The following is a 14,509-nucleotide window of genomic DNA, read 5'->3' on the forward strand; positions in this document are numbered from 1 at the left end:
CGGCCCTGTGCGGGGTGCGGACACGCGGCGTCCGGTTCGCTCGCGGGGACACGGGGTTCTGGCGTCCTGAGCGGGTCGGCGGGCATGGAGAGAGGAGGATGTGGGAGCGGGGGTGTGAGAGTGGGCGTGCGTCAGCGCGCGCACGCCCGGTTGCCACGGCGTTGCGTACGGAGCGGGCGCGTACGGGTCAGCGGGTGTGGGACACCTTCCGGGCGATCCGGCGGGCGTCGATGGCCATTTCGCGGAACATACCGCTGATGGGGTTGGTGAAGCCGGTGAAGTACAGGCCGGGGGCGCCCTTGGGCGAGCGGGCGCCGTGCACGACCGGGCGCCCGCGCCCGTCGAGTACGCCGAGGTGGCCGACGAGCGGTTCGAGGCCGCGCCGGTACCCGGTGGCGGCGATGACGACTTCGGGGCTGATCTGCGAGCCGTCGGCCAGGTGCACCTTGTCGCCGTCGAAGCGCTCGACGGCGGCGACGGGTTCGACCCGCCGGGCGCGTACGGCCTCGATCAGGCCCACGTCCTGCACGGGGATGGAGCCGTCGAGCACGCGCGCGTACAGGCCGGTCTCCGGGCGGGGCAGGCCGTACGCCGACAGGTCGGGCACGCTGGCCCGCTCGATGTACGGGGCGACGCGGTCGACGACGCGGGTCGGCAGCCGTCGGCACAGGATGCCGCTGGCCTGCGCGGGCCAGCCCGCCGTGGACCGGCGCATGATGTGCGGCGGGGTACGGACGGCAAGCCGTACCCGGGCGGCGCCGCCTTCGACGAGGTCGACGGCGATCTCGGCGCCGCTGTTGCCGACGCCGACGACGAGCACGTCGCGCCCGGCGTAGGGGGCGGCGTTGCGATAGGCGGCGGAGTGCAGGAGCTCGCCGGGGAAGGTGTCGCGGCCCTCCCAGTCCGGTATGTGCGGCGCGTGGTTGTGGCCGGTGGCGACCACGACCACAGAGGAGGTGAGCACCCGGCCGCCGTTGGCCGGCAGTTCCCAGCCCGCGCCCGACGCCGCGCGGTCGACGCGCTCCACCGCTATGCCGGTGGTGATGTCCAGGTCGTGGTGCTCGGCGTACTGCTCCAGGTAGCGCACCACATCGTCGCGGGCGACCCAACGGCCGTACGCGCGCGGGATCTGCAGCCCGGGCAGCGCGGACAGCCGGCGCGTGGTGTGCAGCCGCAGCCGGTCGTAGTGGGCGCGCCAGGAGGCGCCGAGGTGCTCCGAGCGCTCCAGCACCAGGGGGCGCACCCCTCGCGCTCTGAGCGCGGCAGCGGCGGCAAGGCCGCCGGGTCCCGCGCCGATGACGATGGCGTCCGGCTCGGCGGTCGCGCTGCTCGCGGGCGTGCCCGAGCCGGCGTTGCTGGGGTGGGACATGGAAACTCCCGGGGCCTGAAAGTCGTACGAGAAACGAGTTGCGGCGGTACCGGAAGGTAACTGCTCGCGCGCGTGTGAGCGTAGCCCGGAACGGATCGGTCGGCGAGGTTTGGTCCGGCCTCTTGCGCACACCGCCTGCCGTCCGCTGAACTGACGTACCGTCAGATTTGGAGGAGGTCCGGCATGCGCGCGATCTGGCTCAGCGGCCCGGAATGGCTGGCCGTACTGCGCATAGGGCTGGGGCTGTGGTGGCTGGAGAGTTGGCGGCACAAGGACAAGAAGGCGTGGTTCGCGCGCGGCACGGGCATCGCCTGGGCCGCCGACGTGGCCGAGCGGCACCGCTGGCCCTTCGTGCGCACCGGCTTCGCGGCGGTCGTCGCCCCGCGCCCGCGCCTGATGGCGTACGTCGTCGTCTACGCCGAACTCGCCCTCGGGCTCGGCCTGGTCACCGGCCTGCTCACCCCCGTCGCCCTTGTCGGCGGCCTGCTGCTGAACCTGCTCTACCTCGTCCTGATGATCCACGACTGGGCCGAGCAGGGGCAGAACGCGATGATGGCGCTGATCTCGGTCGTGGCGTTCTTCGCCGTGAGCTGGCAGACGTGGTCGCTGGACGACGCCTTCGGGCTGTTCCGGTGAGCGGCGCGGCGCGGTTCGACCTGCCGCGGACCGACGCCTTCACCCGGACCTATTGGGACGCGGCGGCCGAGGGGCGGCTGCTCATCCGGCGCTGCCGGGCCGACGGGTGCGGCGCCGCGCACCACTACCCGCGCGAATTCTGCCCGCACTGCTGGAGCGAGAACGTGGTCTGGGAGACCGCCTCCGGCCTCGCCACCCTTTACACCTGGTCGGTCGTCCATCTCAACGACCTGCCGCCGTTCCGCGACCGACTCCCCTATGTGGCGGCCGTCGTCGACCTCGCCGAAGGGCCGCGCATGATGACGGAAGTCATCGACTGCGCGGCGCAGGGATTACGGATCGGCATGCCGCTGAGGGTGGATTTCCGCCGTGGCGCGAACGCGGGAACGCCACCCGAGGATGAGCCCGTGATCCCCGTCTTCCGCCCGGCCTGAGCCCCTGCCGCCCGCGTGAGGCGGGCGTCAGCGCTTGGCCGTCACCATGTGCGGCGTCTGCGACCGGGTCCGTACCGCCTTCCGGTACAGCGCCTGGATCGCGTCGTCGAAGAACGGGCTGTACGAGATCCGGTCGGACAGCCCGCCCTCGTCCTCGCCGCCGATCAGGCCGATGACGCTGCCGCTCTTGGTGCGGGTGTTGTAGTCGAGCAGCCACGGGCTGCCGGAGGTGCCGGCGAAGTAACCCGCGCACACCAGTTGCAATTGGCGCAGCCCTTCGAGCCGCGAGGTGGTCGTCGTGCAGGTGATCGCCTCGTCGGACGGGTCGTCGGAGGTGCGCGGGTAGCCGATGACGGTGACGCGGTTGTGGAAGCCGGGCGTACGGATCAGGCGGTTGCCGCCCGTCACCTCCTCGATCCGCCGCCCGTCCGCGTCCGGCGCGACCCGGGCGAAGGCGAAGTCGTAGGCGGATTCGGCGTCGTCCGCGGGTGCCCAGCGCGCGTCGGTGAAGACCTGCGAGACGGCCCAGATCCCGTACGGCTGCCGGGCCGCACCCGCGCGGAACTGCGGTACGAAGCCGATGTTCGCGCCCGGCCGGCAGTGCGCGGCGGTCAGGATCAGGTCGCGGTCGGGGCTGTGCACGACGCTCGCGGTGCAGAAGTGCGCGGTCATGTCGCCGTCGACCGAGAAGAGCATGCCGACGGTCGGGACGCCCCCGAAGTGCGTCGCGGTCTCGGAGCGGGTGAACGGCCCCGGCACGGTGCCCGGTTCCGCCGCCGGGCCGAGCTGCCGGACCGACGACGGCATGGAGTCGGCCATCCGCTCGGGGGTCCAGAAGCGCGCGGCGGCCCTGTTCGTCCAGTGTGGCGCCGTACGCGGGCGTCCGGCGCCGGGCAGCAGCACCGACACCAGGACCAGCGCGGCGGTGCACACGGCGGGCAGCAGGAGACGTCGCAGCACGCGGGAAGGGTATCGGGCGCACCCGGCCGCGTACGGCCGGGACACCGGCGCTGACCGGTGCGGACCGCCCGGCCTCAGCCCCGGCCGAGCACCATCGTGCCGGAGGAGCAGAACCAGCCGCCGGTCCCCGAGGCGACGGCCAGCTCCGGCAGCCGCCCGCCCGCCTTGCGCACCTGCCGCTCACCCGCCTCGCCGCGCAACTGCCGTACGGCCTCGACCAGCAGGAAAAGACCGCGCATGCCGGGGTGGCAGGCGGACAGGCCGCCGCCGTCGGTGTTCACCGGCAGCGCGCCGTCCACCGACAGCCGTCCGTCCGCCACAAAGGCACCGCCCTCGCCCTTGGCGCAGAACCCCAGATCCTCCAGCGTTACCAGCGTCATATAGGTGAAGGCGTCGTAGATCTCCGCCAGGTCGATCTCCGCGGGCGTCACCCCCGCACGCTCGAAGGCCAGCCGTCCCGAGGCCGCAGCGGGGGAGACGGTGAAGTCCGCCCACTGCGCCATCGACGTGTGCGACACCGACGTGCCGCTGCCCAGCACCCATACCGGCGGCTTGGCGCAATCCGGCACATATTCCTCGGCCGCCAGCAATACGGCGCCGCCGCCGTCGGAGCGCACGCAGCAGTGCAGCTTGGTGAACGGGTCCGCGATCATCGGTCCCGACAGCACCTCGTCCACGGTGATGGGCGCGCGGTACATGGCGTCGGGATTACGGGCCGCGTTCGACCGCGCCTGGACGGCGACTTCGGCGAGCTGCTCCAAGGTGGTGCCGTACTCGTGCATATGGCGCCGCGCGGCCATCGCGTACTTGGAGATCAGCGTGTGGCCGTAGGGGACCTCGAACTGGAGCGGGCCGCCCGCGCCGAAGGACAGATTGGCGGTACGGCGGCCCGCCTTGAGATCGGCGCGGGCGGTGGAGCCGTAGACGAGCAGCACGGCGTTGGCGTGGCCCGCCGCTATGGCGTCCGCCGCGTGCGCGGCCATCACCTCCCATGTCGAGCCGCCCACGGCCGTGGAGTCCACCCAGGTCGGCCGCAGCCCCAGATACTCGGCCACCTCGACCGGCGCCAGCGTGCCGAGCCCGGCGGAGGCCAGGCCGTCCACCACGGCCCGGTCGAGACCGGAGTCGGCGAGCGCGCGCCTGGCCGCCTGCGCGTGCAGCGCGTACGCGGTGGCGTCGTCCACCCGTCCGCAGTCCGACAGGGCGACGCCGACGACCGCCACAGCACGTTGTCCACGGGGGCGTTGAGCCATGAATCTGACGGTACATCAGATTCGGTGGGCGGCGATACGGTCCCGGTACGGGTTCAGCGCCTCCTGTCCGAGCGCTTGCTCAGCAGTGCGAGCGCGCTCAGCGCCTGCGTGATCGAGACCAGCGACAGCAGGATGTACAGCGCCCTGCGCAGCCCGTCCGGATGCGCCCAGAACTGCGCGCTGATCCACACCACCAGCAAGATCGCCCACGTCCACGCGTACGCCCTGAGCTGGGTCGTCGAGGAGTCGGGGCCGGGGGAGAGGAAGCGGCGGAGGGCGCTGCGCCGCGGCGCCCCCGGCGGCTGGCTGCTGCTGGTCATGCGGGACATGATGCCCCGCCGGGGCGTGCGCGTCAGTGCGCGGGGGTCCGGGGTGGTGGGTGTTACGGTCCCAGGCGGGCGCTCTTGTGGGGCCGCGCACGGGTGGCGGTCGCCGTGCGGCGCCGCGGGTTCGCGTATTCGCCCGGGCGCTGGTGGGGCTCTCGTCGCCAGGTGCAGGCCTTGGCATCGGCTCGCGTATCGGCGGTGCACGGGCCTGGGCATCGCGGCGGGGGGCACCTATGATGACGGCCCGTCAGATCGCAGTCGCGGCAGGGAGGAGCGGCCGATGGACGCCGCGTTCACCGACGAGCAGGCCGAAATCCGGCGCACATTGCGGGACCTGCTGCACAAACGCTGTGGTCCCGACGATGTGCGGGTCGCCGTCGCCACGGCGGCGGGGCACGACGAGGCGTTGTGGCGCCATCTCGCGCAGGCGCTCGGCCTGCCGGGGCTCGCGCTGCCCGCAGCGGTCGGCGGCGTCGGCTGCGGCCCCACCGAACTGGTCCTCGCCTGCGAGGAGACCGGCCGGGCGCTGCTGCCGTCCCCGCTGCTCGGCACCTCCGTCCTGGCCGCGCCCCTGATCGCGGCCCTCGGCAGCCAGGAGCAGCGGGGCCGCCTGCTGCCGCGGATCGCCGACGGCACCCTGACCGCCGCGCTGGTCACCGCGGGGCCGCCGGCCACCGCGCTGGCCCTCACCGGGCCCAATGACGGCGACTGGGCGGGCGGCGGCCGGGCGGGCGGCGTCCAGGCCCGCGCGGCGGCCGACGGGCCGGCCGGACGGCACCTGCTCTACGGGCAGGCGGACCGCGCGCTCGGCGCGCACAGCGCGGACCTGTTGGTCGTGGCGGCCCACACCGGTGGATACGCGGCCACCCGTACCCGGCTCTTCCTCGTCGAATCCTCCGCACCGGGACTCGTACGCACCCGCCTGACCGCGCTCGACGAGACCCGGCCCCTGGCCCGCGTCGAGCTGCGCGACGCTCCCGCCGAAGCGCTCGGCGGCGCCCCCGCCGCCGCCCTGGCCGACGCCGGCCGCCTCGCCGCCGCCGCGCTCGCCGCGGAAGCCGTGGGCGCCGCCGATCACGCGCTCACCTCGACGGTGGAGTACGTGAAGGTCAGGGAGCAGTTCGGCCGCCCGATCGGCTCCTTCCAGGCGGTCAAGCACCGGCTCGCCGACCTGTACGTACAGCTTCAGGCGGCGCGGTCCGCCGCCTATTACGCCGCCTGGGCGGCCGGGGCCTCCTCCGGGGTGGACGACACCGAGGCGAGCGCCGAGTTCGAGCTGGCCGCGCCCATAGCCCTCGCCCAGGCGCTGGAAACGCTGCGCACGGTGGCGGGCGCGGCGATCCAGTTGCACGGCGGCCTCGGCTTCACGTGGGAGCACCACGCGCATCTGTACTTCAAGCGGGCCACCGCCGACGAGCTGCTCTTCGGACCGGTCGACGCCCTGCGCGCGCACGCCGCCGACCGGGCGGGGCTCTTCGCGCCCGCGGTGGTCAGGAGCGCGGCGTGAGCGGCGCGGCCGACGCCGACGCGAAGGGCGCCGTCAGCGGGCGCGGTGTCGTCAGCAGGACCGGCGTCCTCGGCAGGTTCGTGCAGAAGGTGTCGGCCACCCGGGCCTTCGCCAAGGTCGCGCCGCATGTGGTGCCGGTCATGGACAGCGCGGTCCACCGGCTGACCGGCGGGAGGTTCCTGGTCAGCGCGAGCCTGCTGCCCGGCGTCGTCCTCACCGCGACCGGCGCCCGCAGCGGACTGCCGCGGCGTACGCCGCTGGCGTGCATGCCCGAAGACGGCGGCACTCTCGTGCTGGTGGGCAGCAACTTCGGCCGTCCGGGGCATCCGGCCTGGTCGGCCAATCTGCTGGCGCATCCCGACGCCGTGATCAGCGGCCGGGGCCGCGACCTCCAGGTCACCGCGAACCTGCTGACCGGCGACGACCGCGCCGCCGCCTGGAAGGCGCTGGTCGCCTTCTGGCCGCCTTACGCGGTCTATGCCTCCCGCGTGACGCGCGAGATCCGGGTGTTCCGGCTGGCGCCGCGCGAGTGAGGTGCGGGCGGGGGTGAACCGTCACCCACACGAAGACGCGGATGGGGGCGTCACCCACACGAAGACGCGGATGGGGGCGTCACCCACACGAAGACGCGGGCAAGAAGTCGCGCGCACGGAGGCGTGCACACGGGAGGGTGCACACGAAGCCGGGAATCCGTGCCGTCACCCACACGAAGACGCGGGCGCCGCGTACCTCCCCCGAGGACTGTGCGGCGCCCGCGTCAGGGCGTGACTTTCTGGCAGGACGGCGAAACGTCAACGCGAAAAGCGGTGCGTGCCGCGTCCGCTACTTGGCGGGCTTCTTTCCGGTCACACCGAGGTGGACCAGCAGCGCGAGATTCGGCTTCAGCTCGGCCTGCTTGACGCCCCAGCTCGTGAAGCCCTTCTGGTGAGCGGCGACAGCGGCCAGCATGGCGACCAGCGATCCGGCGACGGCCGCCGGGCTGACCTCCTTGTCGACCTTGCCCTTGCTCTGAAGGTCCTTGATGGAGTCGGTCAGGGAATTGGTGACGGCGTTGAGGATCTTCATGCGGATCTTGTAGAACCGCTTGTCCCCTTCCGCTGCTCCGAGGTCGACGACGCGCAAAATGGCGTCGTGCTTCCGCCAGAAGGAGAGGAAACCGTCGACGAGTTCCTCGGCCGCCTGGGCGCCTGATTTGCCGACCCAGGAGCGGCCCGCGACCAATTCGGTCAGGCCCGCCCCCTCCTTGGCCATCTCGTCGGCGAGTTCGAGAACGGCGCCCTCGACGTCGGGGAAGTACTGGTAGAACGTTGCGGGGGAGGTGCCCGCCATCCGGGCGACGTCGATGACCTTGACGTCCCGGTACGGCGACGTGCTGAGCATCTCGCCCAGGCAGTCGAGCAGCTTCTGCCGCGTCGCCTGCCCGCGGCGACCGGCAACACGGCCGTCGACGGTGCGAACTTGTCCTGTCATGCCGTCAGTTTACCGACGGGTGATCAGCGCGCGATTCGGCCGCCTGCAAATGGGGAGGCAGCTCACCGCCACCATGAACATGCAGCTCAGCGCCGGTTACATAGCGTGCTGACGGGGAGGCCAGAAAGAGGACGGGACCGGCGATGTCGGCCGGTTCCGCGAATCTCCCCAACGGTATGGCGGCGGCCACCGCGCGCTGTACGGCGGGGTCGCCGTCCCCGTAGTGCGCCGCCGAGCGGGCCGTCAGCACCAGGCCCACGACCAGGCAGTTCACCCGGATCGCGGGGCCCCACTCGGCGGCCAGTGAGCGAGTGAGGGAGGCAAGGCCCGCTTTGGCGGCGCCATATGCGGCGGTTCCCGGTGAGGGGCGGCTGCCGCTGACGCTGCCGATGTTGACGATGGATCCGCCGTCCGGCTGGCGGGCCATCAGGGCGTACGCGGCCTGTGCGCAGTACAACGGCGCCAGCAGATTCAGCTCGACGACCGCCCGCGAGAAGCGCGGCGAGGCGGTGGCGGCGTCGGCGGCGGGGGAGCCGCCCGCGTTGTTCACCAGCAGGTCGAGCCGCCCGTACGCCTCGGCGACGTGCGCGAAGAGCGCCCGCACCGCCTCGGGGTCGCGGACGTCGGCGGCCCGGAAGGCGACGCCGGGCGGCAGGTCCGCGGGCGCTGTGCGCCCGCACACCAGCACCCGGGCGCCGGCCGCCGCCAGCCCCTCGGCGATGCCCCGGCCGATGCCGCGGGTGCCGCCGGTCACGAGCGCCACTCGCCCTTCCAGGTCGTCCGTCACGTGGGTTATCGTGCCAGAGGAACTGACGTTCCGTCAGATCTGTGCCGGACATCGGTCGGGATCCGGATCCGTACATCCGTAAAAGGCCAACGAGCGGGCGGAGGACGGCGCATGGCGATACAGGTGGCACGTCCCGGGACCGGCGTCGCGGAAGTGGTGATCGACGCGCCGCCGGTCAACGCGATCGATGTGAAGGGCTGGTTCGCACTCGCCGACGCGCTCACCGCGCAGGGCGCGGACCCCGAGGTGCGGGCGGTGGTCCTGCGCGCGGAGGGCCGCGGATTCTGCGCGGGGGTCGACCTCAAGGAGATGCAGGGCACCGCCGGATTCGACGCGCTGCTCGGCGCCAACGCCGGATGCGCCGCCGCCTTCTCCGCCGTCTACGACTGTCAGGTCCCCGTGATCGCCGCCGTGCACGGCTTCTGCCTCGGCGGCGGCATCGGCCTGGCCGGGAACGCCGATCTGCTCATCGCCTCCCATGACGCGTACTTCGGCCTGCCCGAGGTCGACAGGGGCGCGCTCGGCGCCGCCACGCACCTGGCCAGGCTCGTACCGCAGCAGCGGATGCGGCACATGGTCTACACGTCGCAGAACGCCACGGCCGCCGAGCTGCACGGCTACGGCACGGTCCTCGCGCTCACCCCCAGGGATCGTCTGCGCGACGCAGCCATCGAGATCGCCACCGCGGTCGCCGCCAAGGACCCGCAGGTGGTCAGGGCCGCGAAACAGTCGCTCAACGGCATCGACCCGGTCGACGTCAAGCGCTCCTACCGCTACGAGCAGGGCTTCACCTTCGAACTCAACCTGGCGGGCGTCGGCGACCGGCTGCGCGACGCCTTCACCGAGGGAGGCGCCGGATGACGGACAAGCGCATGACCGCCGACGAGGCGATAGCGCACCTCGCCGACGGCATGACCGTCGGCATCGGCGGCTGGGGCTCGCGCCGCAAACCGATGGCCCTGGTGCGGGCGATCCTCCGCTCCCCGCTCACCGACCTCACCGTGGTCTCCTACGGCGGCCCCGACGTCGGCCTGCTGTGCGCGGCGGGCAAGGTCCGCAAGGTCGTCTACGGCTTCGTCACCCTCGATTCCGTCCCCCTGGAACCGCATTTCCGCGCCGCCCGCGAGAACGGCACCGTCAAGGCGCTCGAAATGGACGAGGGCATGTTCCTGGCAGGGCTGCGCGCCGCCGCCCTCCGGCTGCCCTTCATGCCGGTACGCGCCGGGCTCGGCGCCGACGTGCTGCGGTACGCGCCCGAGCTGCGGGTGCTCCCCGACCCCTACGGCACCGGGGACGAGGTGGTCGCCGTACCGCCGCTGCGGCTGGACGCCGCCCTGGTGCACGCCAACCTCGCCGACCCCGCGGGCAGCGCCGCACTCACCGGGCCCGACCAGTTCTTCGACGACCTGTTCTGCCAGGCCGCGGACGCCGCCTATGTGTCGGCCGAACGCGTCGTGCCCACCGCGGACCTGCTCAAGGAGGCGGGGTGCGTGCACGCCCTCGTCCTGCACCGCTACCTCACCCACGGCGTGATCGAGGCGCCGCGCGGCGCGCACTTCACCGAGTGCCCGCCCGAATACGGCCGCGACGAGCCGTTCCAGCGCGCCTACGCGACCGCCGCGGCCGACCCGGCGGCCTGGGCCGCCTTCGCCGAACGCTTCCTCAGCCATATGGATGAATCGTCTTATCAACATGCTGTGGATAACTTCCACGAGGGAGCGGCCCGATGACCGCGACACCGAACGGCCCGACCGCGCCCTCGAAAGGCTCGACCGCCGCGGCGACCGGCCCCGCCACCAGGGCCGAGATCTGCGTCACCGCCTGCGCCGACGCCTGGCGCGGCGACGGCGAGATCCTGGCCAGCCCCATGGGCGTCGTGCCCACCCTCGGCGCCCGCCTCGCCCGAGCCACCTTCGCCCCCGACCTGGTGCTCAGCGACGGCCTGGCCTATCTGCTGGCCGGCGACGTCCCCCTCGGGACGGCCCCCGACGCGCTCACCGTCGAGGGCTGGCTGCCCTACCGCGCGGTCCTCGACCTGGCCGCGCGCGGGCGGCGCCACGTCATGATGGGCCCCAGCCAGATCGACGCGTACGGCAACGCCAACATCTCCTGCATCGGCCCCTGGGCCCGCCCCGCCCGGCAGCTCCTCGGCGCGCGCGGCGCCCCCGGCAACACCGTCAATCACACCACCAGCTACTGGGTGCCCCGGCACGCCACCCGCGCCTTCGTCGAGCGCGTCGACGTCGTCTGCGGCATCGGCTACGACCGTGCCGCCGCCGTCGGCCGCGCCGCGCGCTTCCACGGCCTGCGCACGGTCGTCACCAATCTGTGCGTCCTGGACTTCGGCGGACCCGGCCACCACATGCGGCTCGCCTCGCTGCACCCCGGCGTCACGCTGGAGCAGGTCGTAGCGGCGACCGGCTTCCGCCTCACCGTCCCGGCCCGCGTTCCCACCACCAGACAGCCCACCGACGCCGAACTGCGCGTCCTGCGCGACGTCCTCGACCCGCGCTCCGTCCGTGACCGCGAGGTCCCCGCATGACCGCCGGCGGTCCGCTGAGCACCCGCCTCACCGACCTCACCGGCATCCGCCACCCCATCGTGCAGACCGGTATGGGATACGTCGCCCGCCCGAGCCTCGTTGCCGCCGCGGCCAACGCCGGGGCCCTCGGCGTACTGGCCGCCGCCACCTTGTCGTACGACGAACTGACCGCGGCCGTTGCCGAGGTCAAGGCGGCGGCCCCCGGACGGCCCTTCGGGGTCAACCTCAGGGCCGACGCGCCGGACGCGGCACGGCGGATCGCGCTGATGGGCCGCGAAGGAGTACGGGTGGCGTCCTTCGCCCAGGCGCCGACCAGGGAGCTGATCCGCGCCGCACACGACGAGGGCATGGTCGCGGTGCCGTCGGTCGGGGCGCGGCGGCACGCGGAGAAGGCCGCCGAGTGGGGCGCGGACGCGGTGATCGTGCAGGGCGGCGAGGGCGGCGGGCACACCGGCCGGGTGCCGACCACGCTGCTGCTGCCGCAGGTGGTGGACGCGCTGCGGGGCAGCGGGGTGGTCGTGGTCGGCGCGGGCGGCTTCTTCGACGGGCGGGGCCTCGTCGCGGCCCTCGCCTACGGCGCCGACGGCATCGCGATGGGCACCCGCTTCCTGCTGACCTCCGACGCGCCCGTGCCGCGCGCCGTCCAGGACCGCTACCTGGCCGCCGACGTCACCGGCACCCTCGTCACCACCGAGGTCGACGGCGTGCGGCACCGCGTCCTCGCCACCGACTTCGTCCGCTCGCTGGAACGCGGCGGCCCCCTCGTCCGCTACCCGCGCGCGCTGCGCAACGCCGTCCGCTTCTCCCGGCTGTCCGGGACGCCGCTGCGCGCGATGCTCCGGGAGGGACGGGCGATGCGCGGCGCCCGCGAGCTGAGCTGGCCGCAGGTCCTGATGGCCGCGAACACCCCGGTGCTGCTCCGCGCCGCGATGGTCGAAGGGCGCGCTGACCTGGGCGTCATGGCCTCGGGGCAGGTGGCGGGAGTGATCGCCGACCTGCCCTCGTGCGCGGAGCTGGTGGACCGGATCATGGCCGAAACCGAGGAAGTCCTGGGCCGCCTCAAGAATTGACCATATGTTCGAATTCTGTCTCGTGCGGACGGGAAGATCACTGGTTACGGTGGCATTCCAGACATTCGCGAGAGGAATCAGCTCATGTCCGCATTCGGTGAAGGTGCTCCCTGTTGGGCCGACGTCTCGCTTCCCGACCTCGCGGCCGGGCAGCGTTTCTACGGCGAACTGTTCGGCTGGACGTTCGAGGACCAGGGCGAGCAGTTCGGGCACTACACACTGGCCAAGCTCGACGGGAAGAACGCGGCGGCCCTGATGGGCAAGATGGACGAGTCGATGCCCACGGCCTGGGGCATACACCTGGCCACCGCGGACGCCGCGAAGACCGCGGCCAAGATCACCGAGGCGGGCGGGCACGTCGTCTTCGGCCCCGACGAGATCGGCGACACCGGTGTGCTGGTCGGCGCCGTCGACCCGGGCGGCTCCTTCTTCGGCGCCTTCCAACTCCGCGGCCACCCCGGCTTCGACGTGGTCAACGTGCCCGGTGCCTACTGCTGGGCCGAGAACCACACGCGGGACGCGGCGGCGGTCGACGCCTTCTACGAGACGGTGTTCGGCTACGACGGCGTGCAGGTCGGTGACGGTGTCCACTTCGACTACAAGGTGTGGTCCCGCCCCGGCGACCCCGAGGGTCAGCTCGCCGGCCGGATGAACAGCGCGTCCGGGGGCGGGGACGAGCCGCCCGCGTTCCAGGTCTACTTCGTGGTGGCGGACTGCGACGCCGCCGCCGACACCGTGGGCCGGCTCGGCGGACGGGTCGTCATGGGGCCGGAGGACTCGCCGTTCGGACGGATGGCCGTCGTCGCCGACGACCAGGGCGCGAGGTTCGCGATCATCGACGTGACACGGAGGAGCGGCTCCATACCCGGCGCGTGAGCTGGATCAGAGCCGTTCGATGACGGTGACGTTGGCCTGGCCGCCGCCCTCGCACATGGTCTGGAGGCCGTAGCGGCCACCGGTGCGCTCCAGGTGGTGCAGCAGGGTGGTCATCAGCCGGGCGCCGGTCGCGCCCAGCGGGTGGCCGAGGGCGATGGCGCCGCCGCACGGGTTGACCACGTCGGGGTCGGCGCCGGTCTCCTTCAGCCAGGCCAGGACCACGGACGCGAACGCCTCGTTGATCTCCACCGCGTCGAAGTCGCCGATGGACATGCCCGTCCTGGCCAGGGCGTGTTCGGTCGCGGGGATCGGCCCGGTCAGCATGCGGATCGGGTCGGAGCCGCGGGCGGACAGATGGTGGATCCGCGCGCGGGGGGTCAGGCCGTGGTCGCGCACCGCCTGTTCACTCGCGACGAGCAGCGCGGCGGCGCCGTCGGAGATCTGTGAGGACAGGGCCGCGGTGAGCCGGCCGCCGGGCACGATCGACGGCAGGGCGGCCATCCGCTCCGCCGAGGTGTCGCGGCGGGGGCCCTCGTCGGCGGCGAGTTCGGGGAGGGCGGCCGTTTCGCGGGCGAACCAGCCGCTGTCGAGCGCGTGCAGGGCGCGACGGTGGCTCTCCAGGGCGAAGCGCTCCATGTCCTCGCGGCTGATGTCCCAGTCGCGGGCGATGAGTTCGGCCCCGCCGAACTGGCTGACGGGCTGGTCGCCGTAGCGGGCGCGCCAGCCGGTGGACCCGGAGAACGGATCGGTGAAGCCGTACTCGCGGCCCACCACCATGGCCGCGCCGATCGGTATCCGGGACATGCTCTGGACGCCGCCCGCCACGACCAGGTCGCTGGTGCCGGACAGCACGGCCTGCGCCGCGAAGTGCACGGCCTGCTGGGAGGAGCCGCACTGCCGGTCGACGGTCACGCCCGGTACGTGCTCGGGCAGTCCTGCCGCCAGCCAGCAGGTGCGGGCGATGTCACCGGCCTGGCCGCCGATGGCGTCGACGCAGCCGAAGACGACGTCCTCGACGGCGCCGGGGTCGAAGCCGCCGCGTTCGACCAGGGCGGTCAGCACATGGGCGCCGAGGTCGGCGGGGTGGACGGGGGCGAGGGCGCCGTTCTTGCGGCCGACGGGGGTGCGTACCGCTTCGACGATGTAGGCCTCGGGCATCGGGGGCTCCGTTCTCGCAGGGCTGGGAGGTGATGAGAGGTGACGTGAGGGTGATGAGAGGTGAGGCGATGTGAGGTGAAGGGCGTTGAGGTGAGGGCGCGGTGGCGTGCGGTGAGGTGCG

16 protein-coding genes are annotated in these 14,509 nt (G+C 72.9%); 9 read left to right on the forward strand and 7 right to left on the reverse strand.

All coding sequences use genetic code 11. The features are described 5' to 3' along the window. Positions 1 to 187: 187 nt before the first annotated feature. On the reverse strand, positions 188 to 1,369 hold the full coding sequence (locus ACFZBB_RS12975; RefSeq protein ID WP_391120743.1) for an NAD(P)-binding domain-containing protein: 1,182 nt from the start codon (positions 1,367 to 1,369) through the stop codon (positions 188 to 190). Between the two features lie 183 nt (positions 1,370 to 1,552). On the opposite strand from ACFZBB_RS12975, the gene ACFZBB_RS12980 reads away from it, so the two are divergent. Beyond that, the gene (locus ACFZBB_RS12980; RefSeq protein WP_391120746.1) at positions 1,553 to 2,005 is read left to right on the forward strand and encodes a DoxX family protein; all 453 of its coding nucleotides are present in this window, start codon (positions 1,553 to 1,555) and stop codon (positions 2,003 to 2,005) included. Then, positions 2,002 to 2,439, forward strand: coding sequence for an OB-fold domain-containing protein (locus ACFZBB_RS12985; RefSeq protein ID WP_391120749.1), 438 nt, complete (start codon positions 2,002 to 2,004; stop codon positions 2,437 to 2,439). The genes ACFZBB_RS12980 and ACFZBB_RS12985 overlap by 4 nt, the downstream gene beginning before the upstream one ends. A gap of 27 nt (positions 2,440 to 2,466) precedes the next feature. Here the strand turns inward: ACFZBB_RS12985 and ACFZBB_RS12990 are convergent, their stop codons facing one another. From ACFZBB_RS12990 to ACFZBB_RS13000, 3 genes are all read right to left on the reverse strand, one after another. Next, positions 2,467 to 3,399, reverse strand: coding sequence for a trypsin-like peptidase domain-containing protein (locus ACFZBB_RS12990; protein WP_391120753.1), 933 nt, complete (start codon positions 3,397 to 3,399; stop codon positions 2,467 to 2,469). Positions 3,400 to 3,473: 74 nt separating this feature from the next. Further along, complete coding sequence (locus ACFZBB_RS12995; protein WP_391120757.1) at positions 3,474 to 4,652, reverse strand: acetyl-CoA acetyltransferase; 1,179 nt, start codon at positions 4,650 to 4,652, stop codon at positions 3,474 to 3,476. Positions 4,653 to 4,705: 53 nt separating this feature from the next. Then, positions 4,706 to 4,972 carry a hypothetical protein gene (locus tag ACFZBB_RS13000; RefSeq protein WP_355337618.1) on the reverse strand — a complete coding sequence of 89 codons (267 nt, stop codon included), beginning with the start codon at positions 4,970 to 4,972 and terminating at the stop codon, positions 4,706 to 4,708. Between the two features lie 286 nt (positions 4,973 to 5,258). Here ACFZBB_RS13000 and ACFZBB_RS13005 point away from each other — a divergent pair, with 286 nt between their 5' ends. Both ACFZBB_RS13005 and ACFZBB_RS13010 read left to right on the forward strand, forming a co-directional pair. Next, positions 5,259 to 6,485, forward strand: a complete 1,227-nt coding sequence (locus ACFZBB_RS13005; RefSeq protein WP_391120760.1) for an acyl-CoA dehydrogenase family protein — start codon at positions 5,259 to 5,261, stop codon at positions 6,483 to 6,485. Between the two features lie 80 nt (positions 6,486 to 6,565). Further along, positions 6,566 to 7,018, forward strand: a complete 453-nt coding sequence (locus ACFZBB_RS13010) for a nitroreductase/quinone reductase family protein (RefSeq protein WP_391121118.1) — start codon at positions 6,566 to 6,568, stop codon at positions 7,016 to 7,018. Positions 7,019 to 7,307: 289 nt separating this feature from the next. Here the strand turns inward: ACFZBB_RS13010 and ACFZBB_RS13015 are convergent, their stop codons facing one another. Both ACFZBB_RS13015 and ACFZBB_RS13020 read right to left on the reverse strand, forming a co-directional pair. Further along, the gene (locus tag ACFZBB_RS13015) at positions 7,308 to 7,955 is read right to left on the reverse strand and encodes a TetR/AcrR family transcriptional regulator (RefSeq protein ID WP_355337624.1); all 648 of its coding nucleotides are present in this window, start codon (positions 7,953 to 7,955) and stop codon (positions 7,308 to 7,310) included. Positions 7,956 to 7,959: 4 nt separating this feature from the next. Then, on the reverse strand, positions 7,960 to 8,742 hold the full coding sequence (locus tag ACFZBB_RS13020) for an SDR family oxidoreductase (protein ID WP_391120763.1): 783 nt from the start codon (positions 8,740 to 8,742) through the stop codon (positions 7,960 to 7,962). Positions 8,743 to 8,853: 111 nt separating this feature from the next. On the opposite strand from ACFZBB_RS13020, the gene ACFZBB_RS13025 reads away from it, so the two are divergent. The 5 genes from ACFZBB_RS13025 (at position 8,854) to ACFZBB_RS13045 (ending at position 13,230) form a co-directional block, all read left to right on the forward strand. Further along, the gene (locus ACFZBB_RS13025; protein ID WP_391120765.1) at positions 8,854 to 9,603 is read left to right on the forward strand and encodes an enoyl-CoA hydratase family protein; all 750 of its coding nucleotides are present in this window, start codon (positions 8,854 to 8,856) and stop codon (positions 9,601 to 9,603) included. After that, the gene (locus tag ACFZBB_RS13030) at positions 9,600 to 10,472 is read left to right on the forward strand and encodes a CoA-transferase (protein ID WP_391120769.1); all 873 of its coding nucleotides are present in this window, start codon (positions 9,600 to 9,602) and stop codon (positions 10,470 to 10,472) included. Before ACFZBB_RS13025 ends, ACFZBB_RS13030 begins: the two co-directional genes overlap by 4 nt. Further along, positions 10,469 to 11,284 (forward strand): CoA-transferase, encoded by an 816-nt coding sequence (locus ACFZBB_RS13035; RefSeq protein ID WP_391120772.1) that lies wholly within the window; start codon positions 10,469 to 10,471, stop codon positions 11,282 to 11,284. Before ACFZBB_RS13030 ends, ACFZBB_RS13035 begins: the two co-directional genes overlap by 4 nt. After that, positions 11,281 to 12,354: a nitronate monooxygenase gene (locus ACFZBB_RS13040; protein ID WP_391120775.1), complete on the forward strand. Its 1,074-nt coding sequence runs from the start codon at positions 11,281 to 11,283 to the stop codon at positions 12,352 to 12,354. Before ACFZBB_RS13035 ends, ACFZBB_RS13040 begins: the two co-directional genes overlap by 4 nt. Positions 12,355 to 12,438: 84 nt before the next feature. Continuing rightward, positions 12,439 to 13,230 carry a VOC family protein gene (locus ACFZBB_RS13045; RefSeq protein ID WP_391120777.1) on the forward strand — a complete coding sequence of 264 codons (792 nt, stop codon included), beginning with the start codon at positions 12,439 to 12,441 and terminating at the stop codon, positions 13,228 to 13,230. Positions 13,231 to 13,236: 6 nt separating this feature from the next. Here the strand turns inward: ACFZBB_RS13045 and ACFZBB_RS13050 are convergent, their stop codons facing one another. Further along, the gene (locus ACFZBB_RS13050; protein WP_391120780.1) at positions 13,237 to 14,388 is read right to left on the reverse strand and encodes an acetyl-CoA C-acetyltransferase; all 1,152 of its coding nucleotides are present in this window, start codon (positions 14,386 to 14,388) and stop codon (positions 13,237 to 13,239) included. Positions 14,389 to 14,509: the final 121 nt, after the last annotated feature.

It is taken from the genome of Streptomyces sp. NPDC008139, from assembly GCF_042957025.1.
Lineage (GTDB): Bacteria > Actinomycetota > Actinomycetes > Streptomycetales > Streptomycetaceae > Actinacidiphila.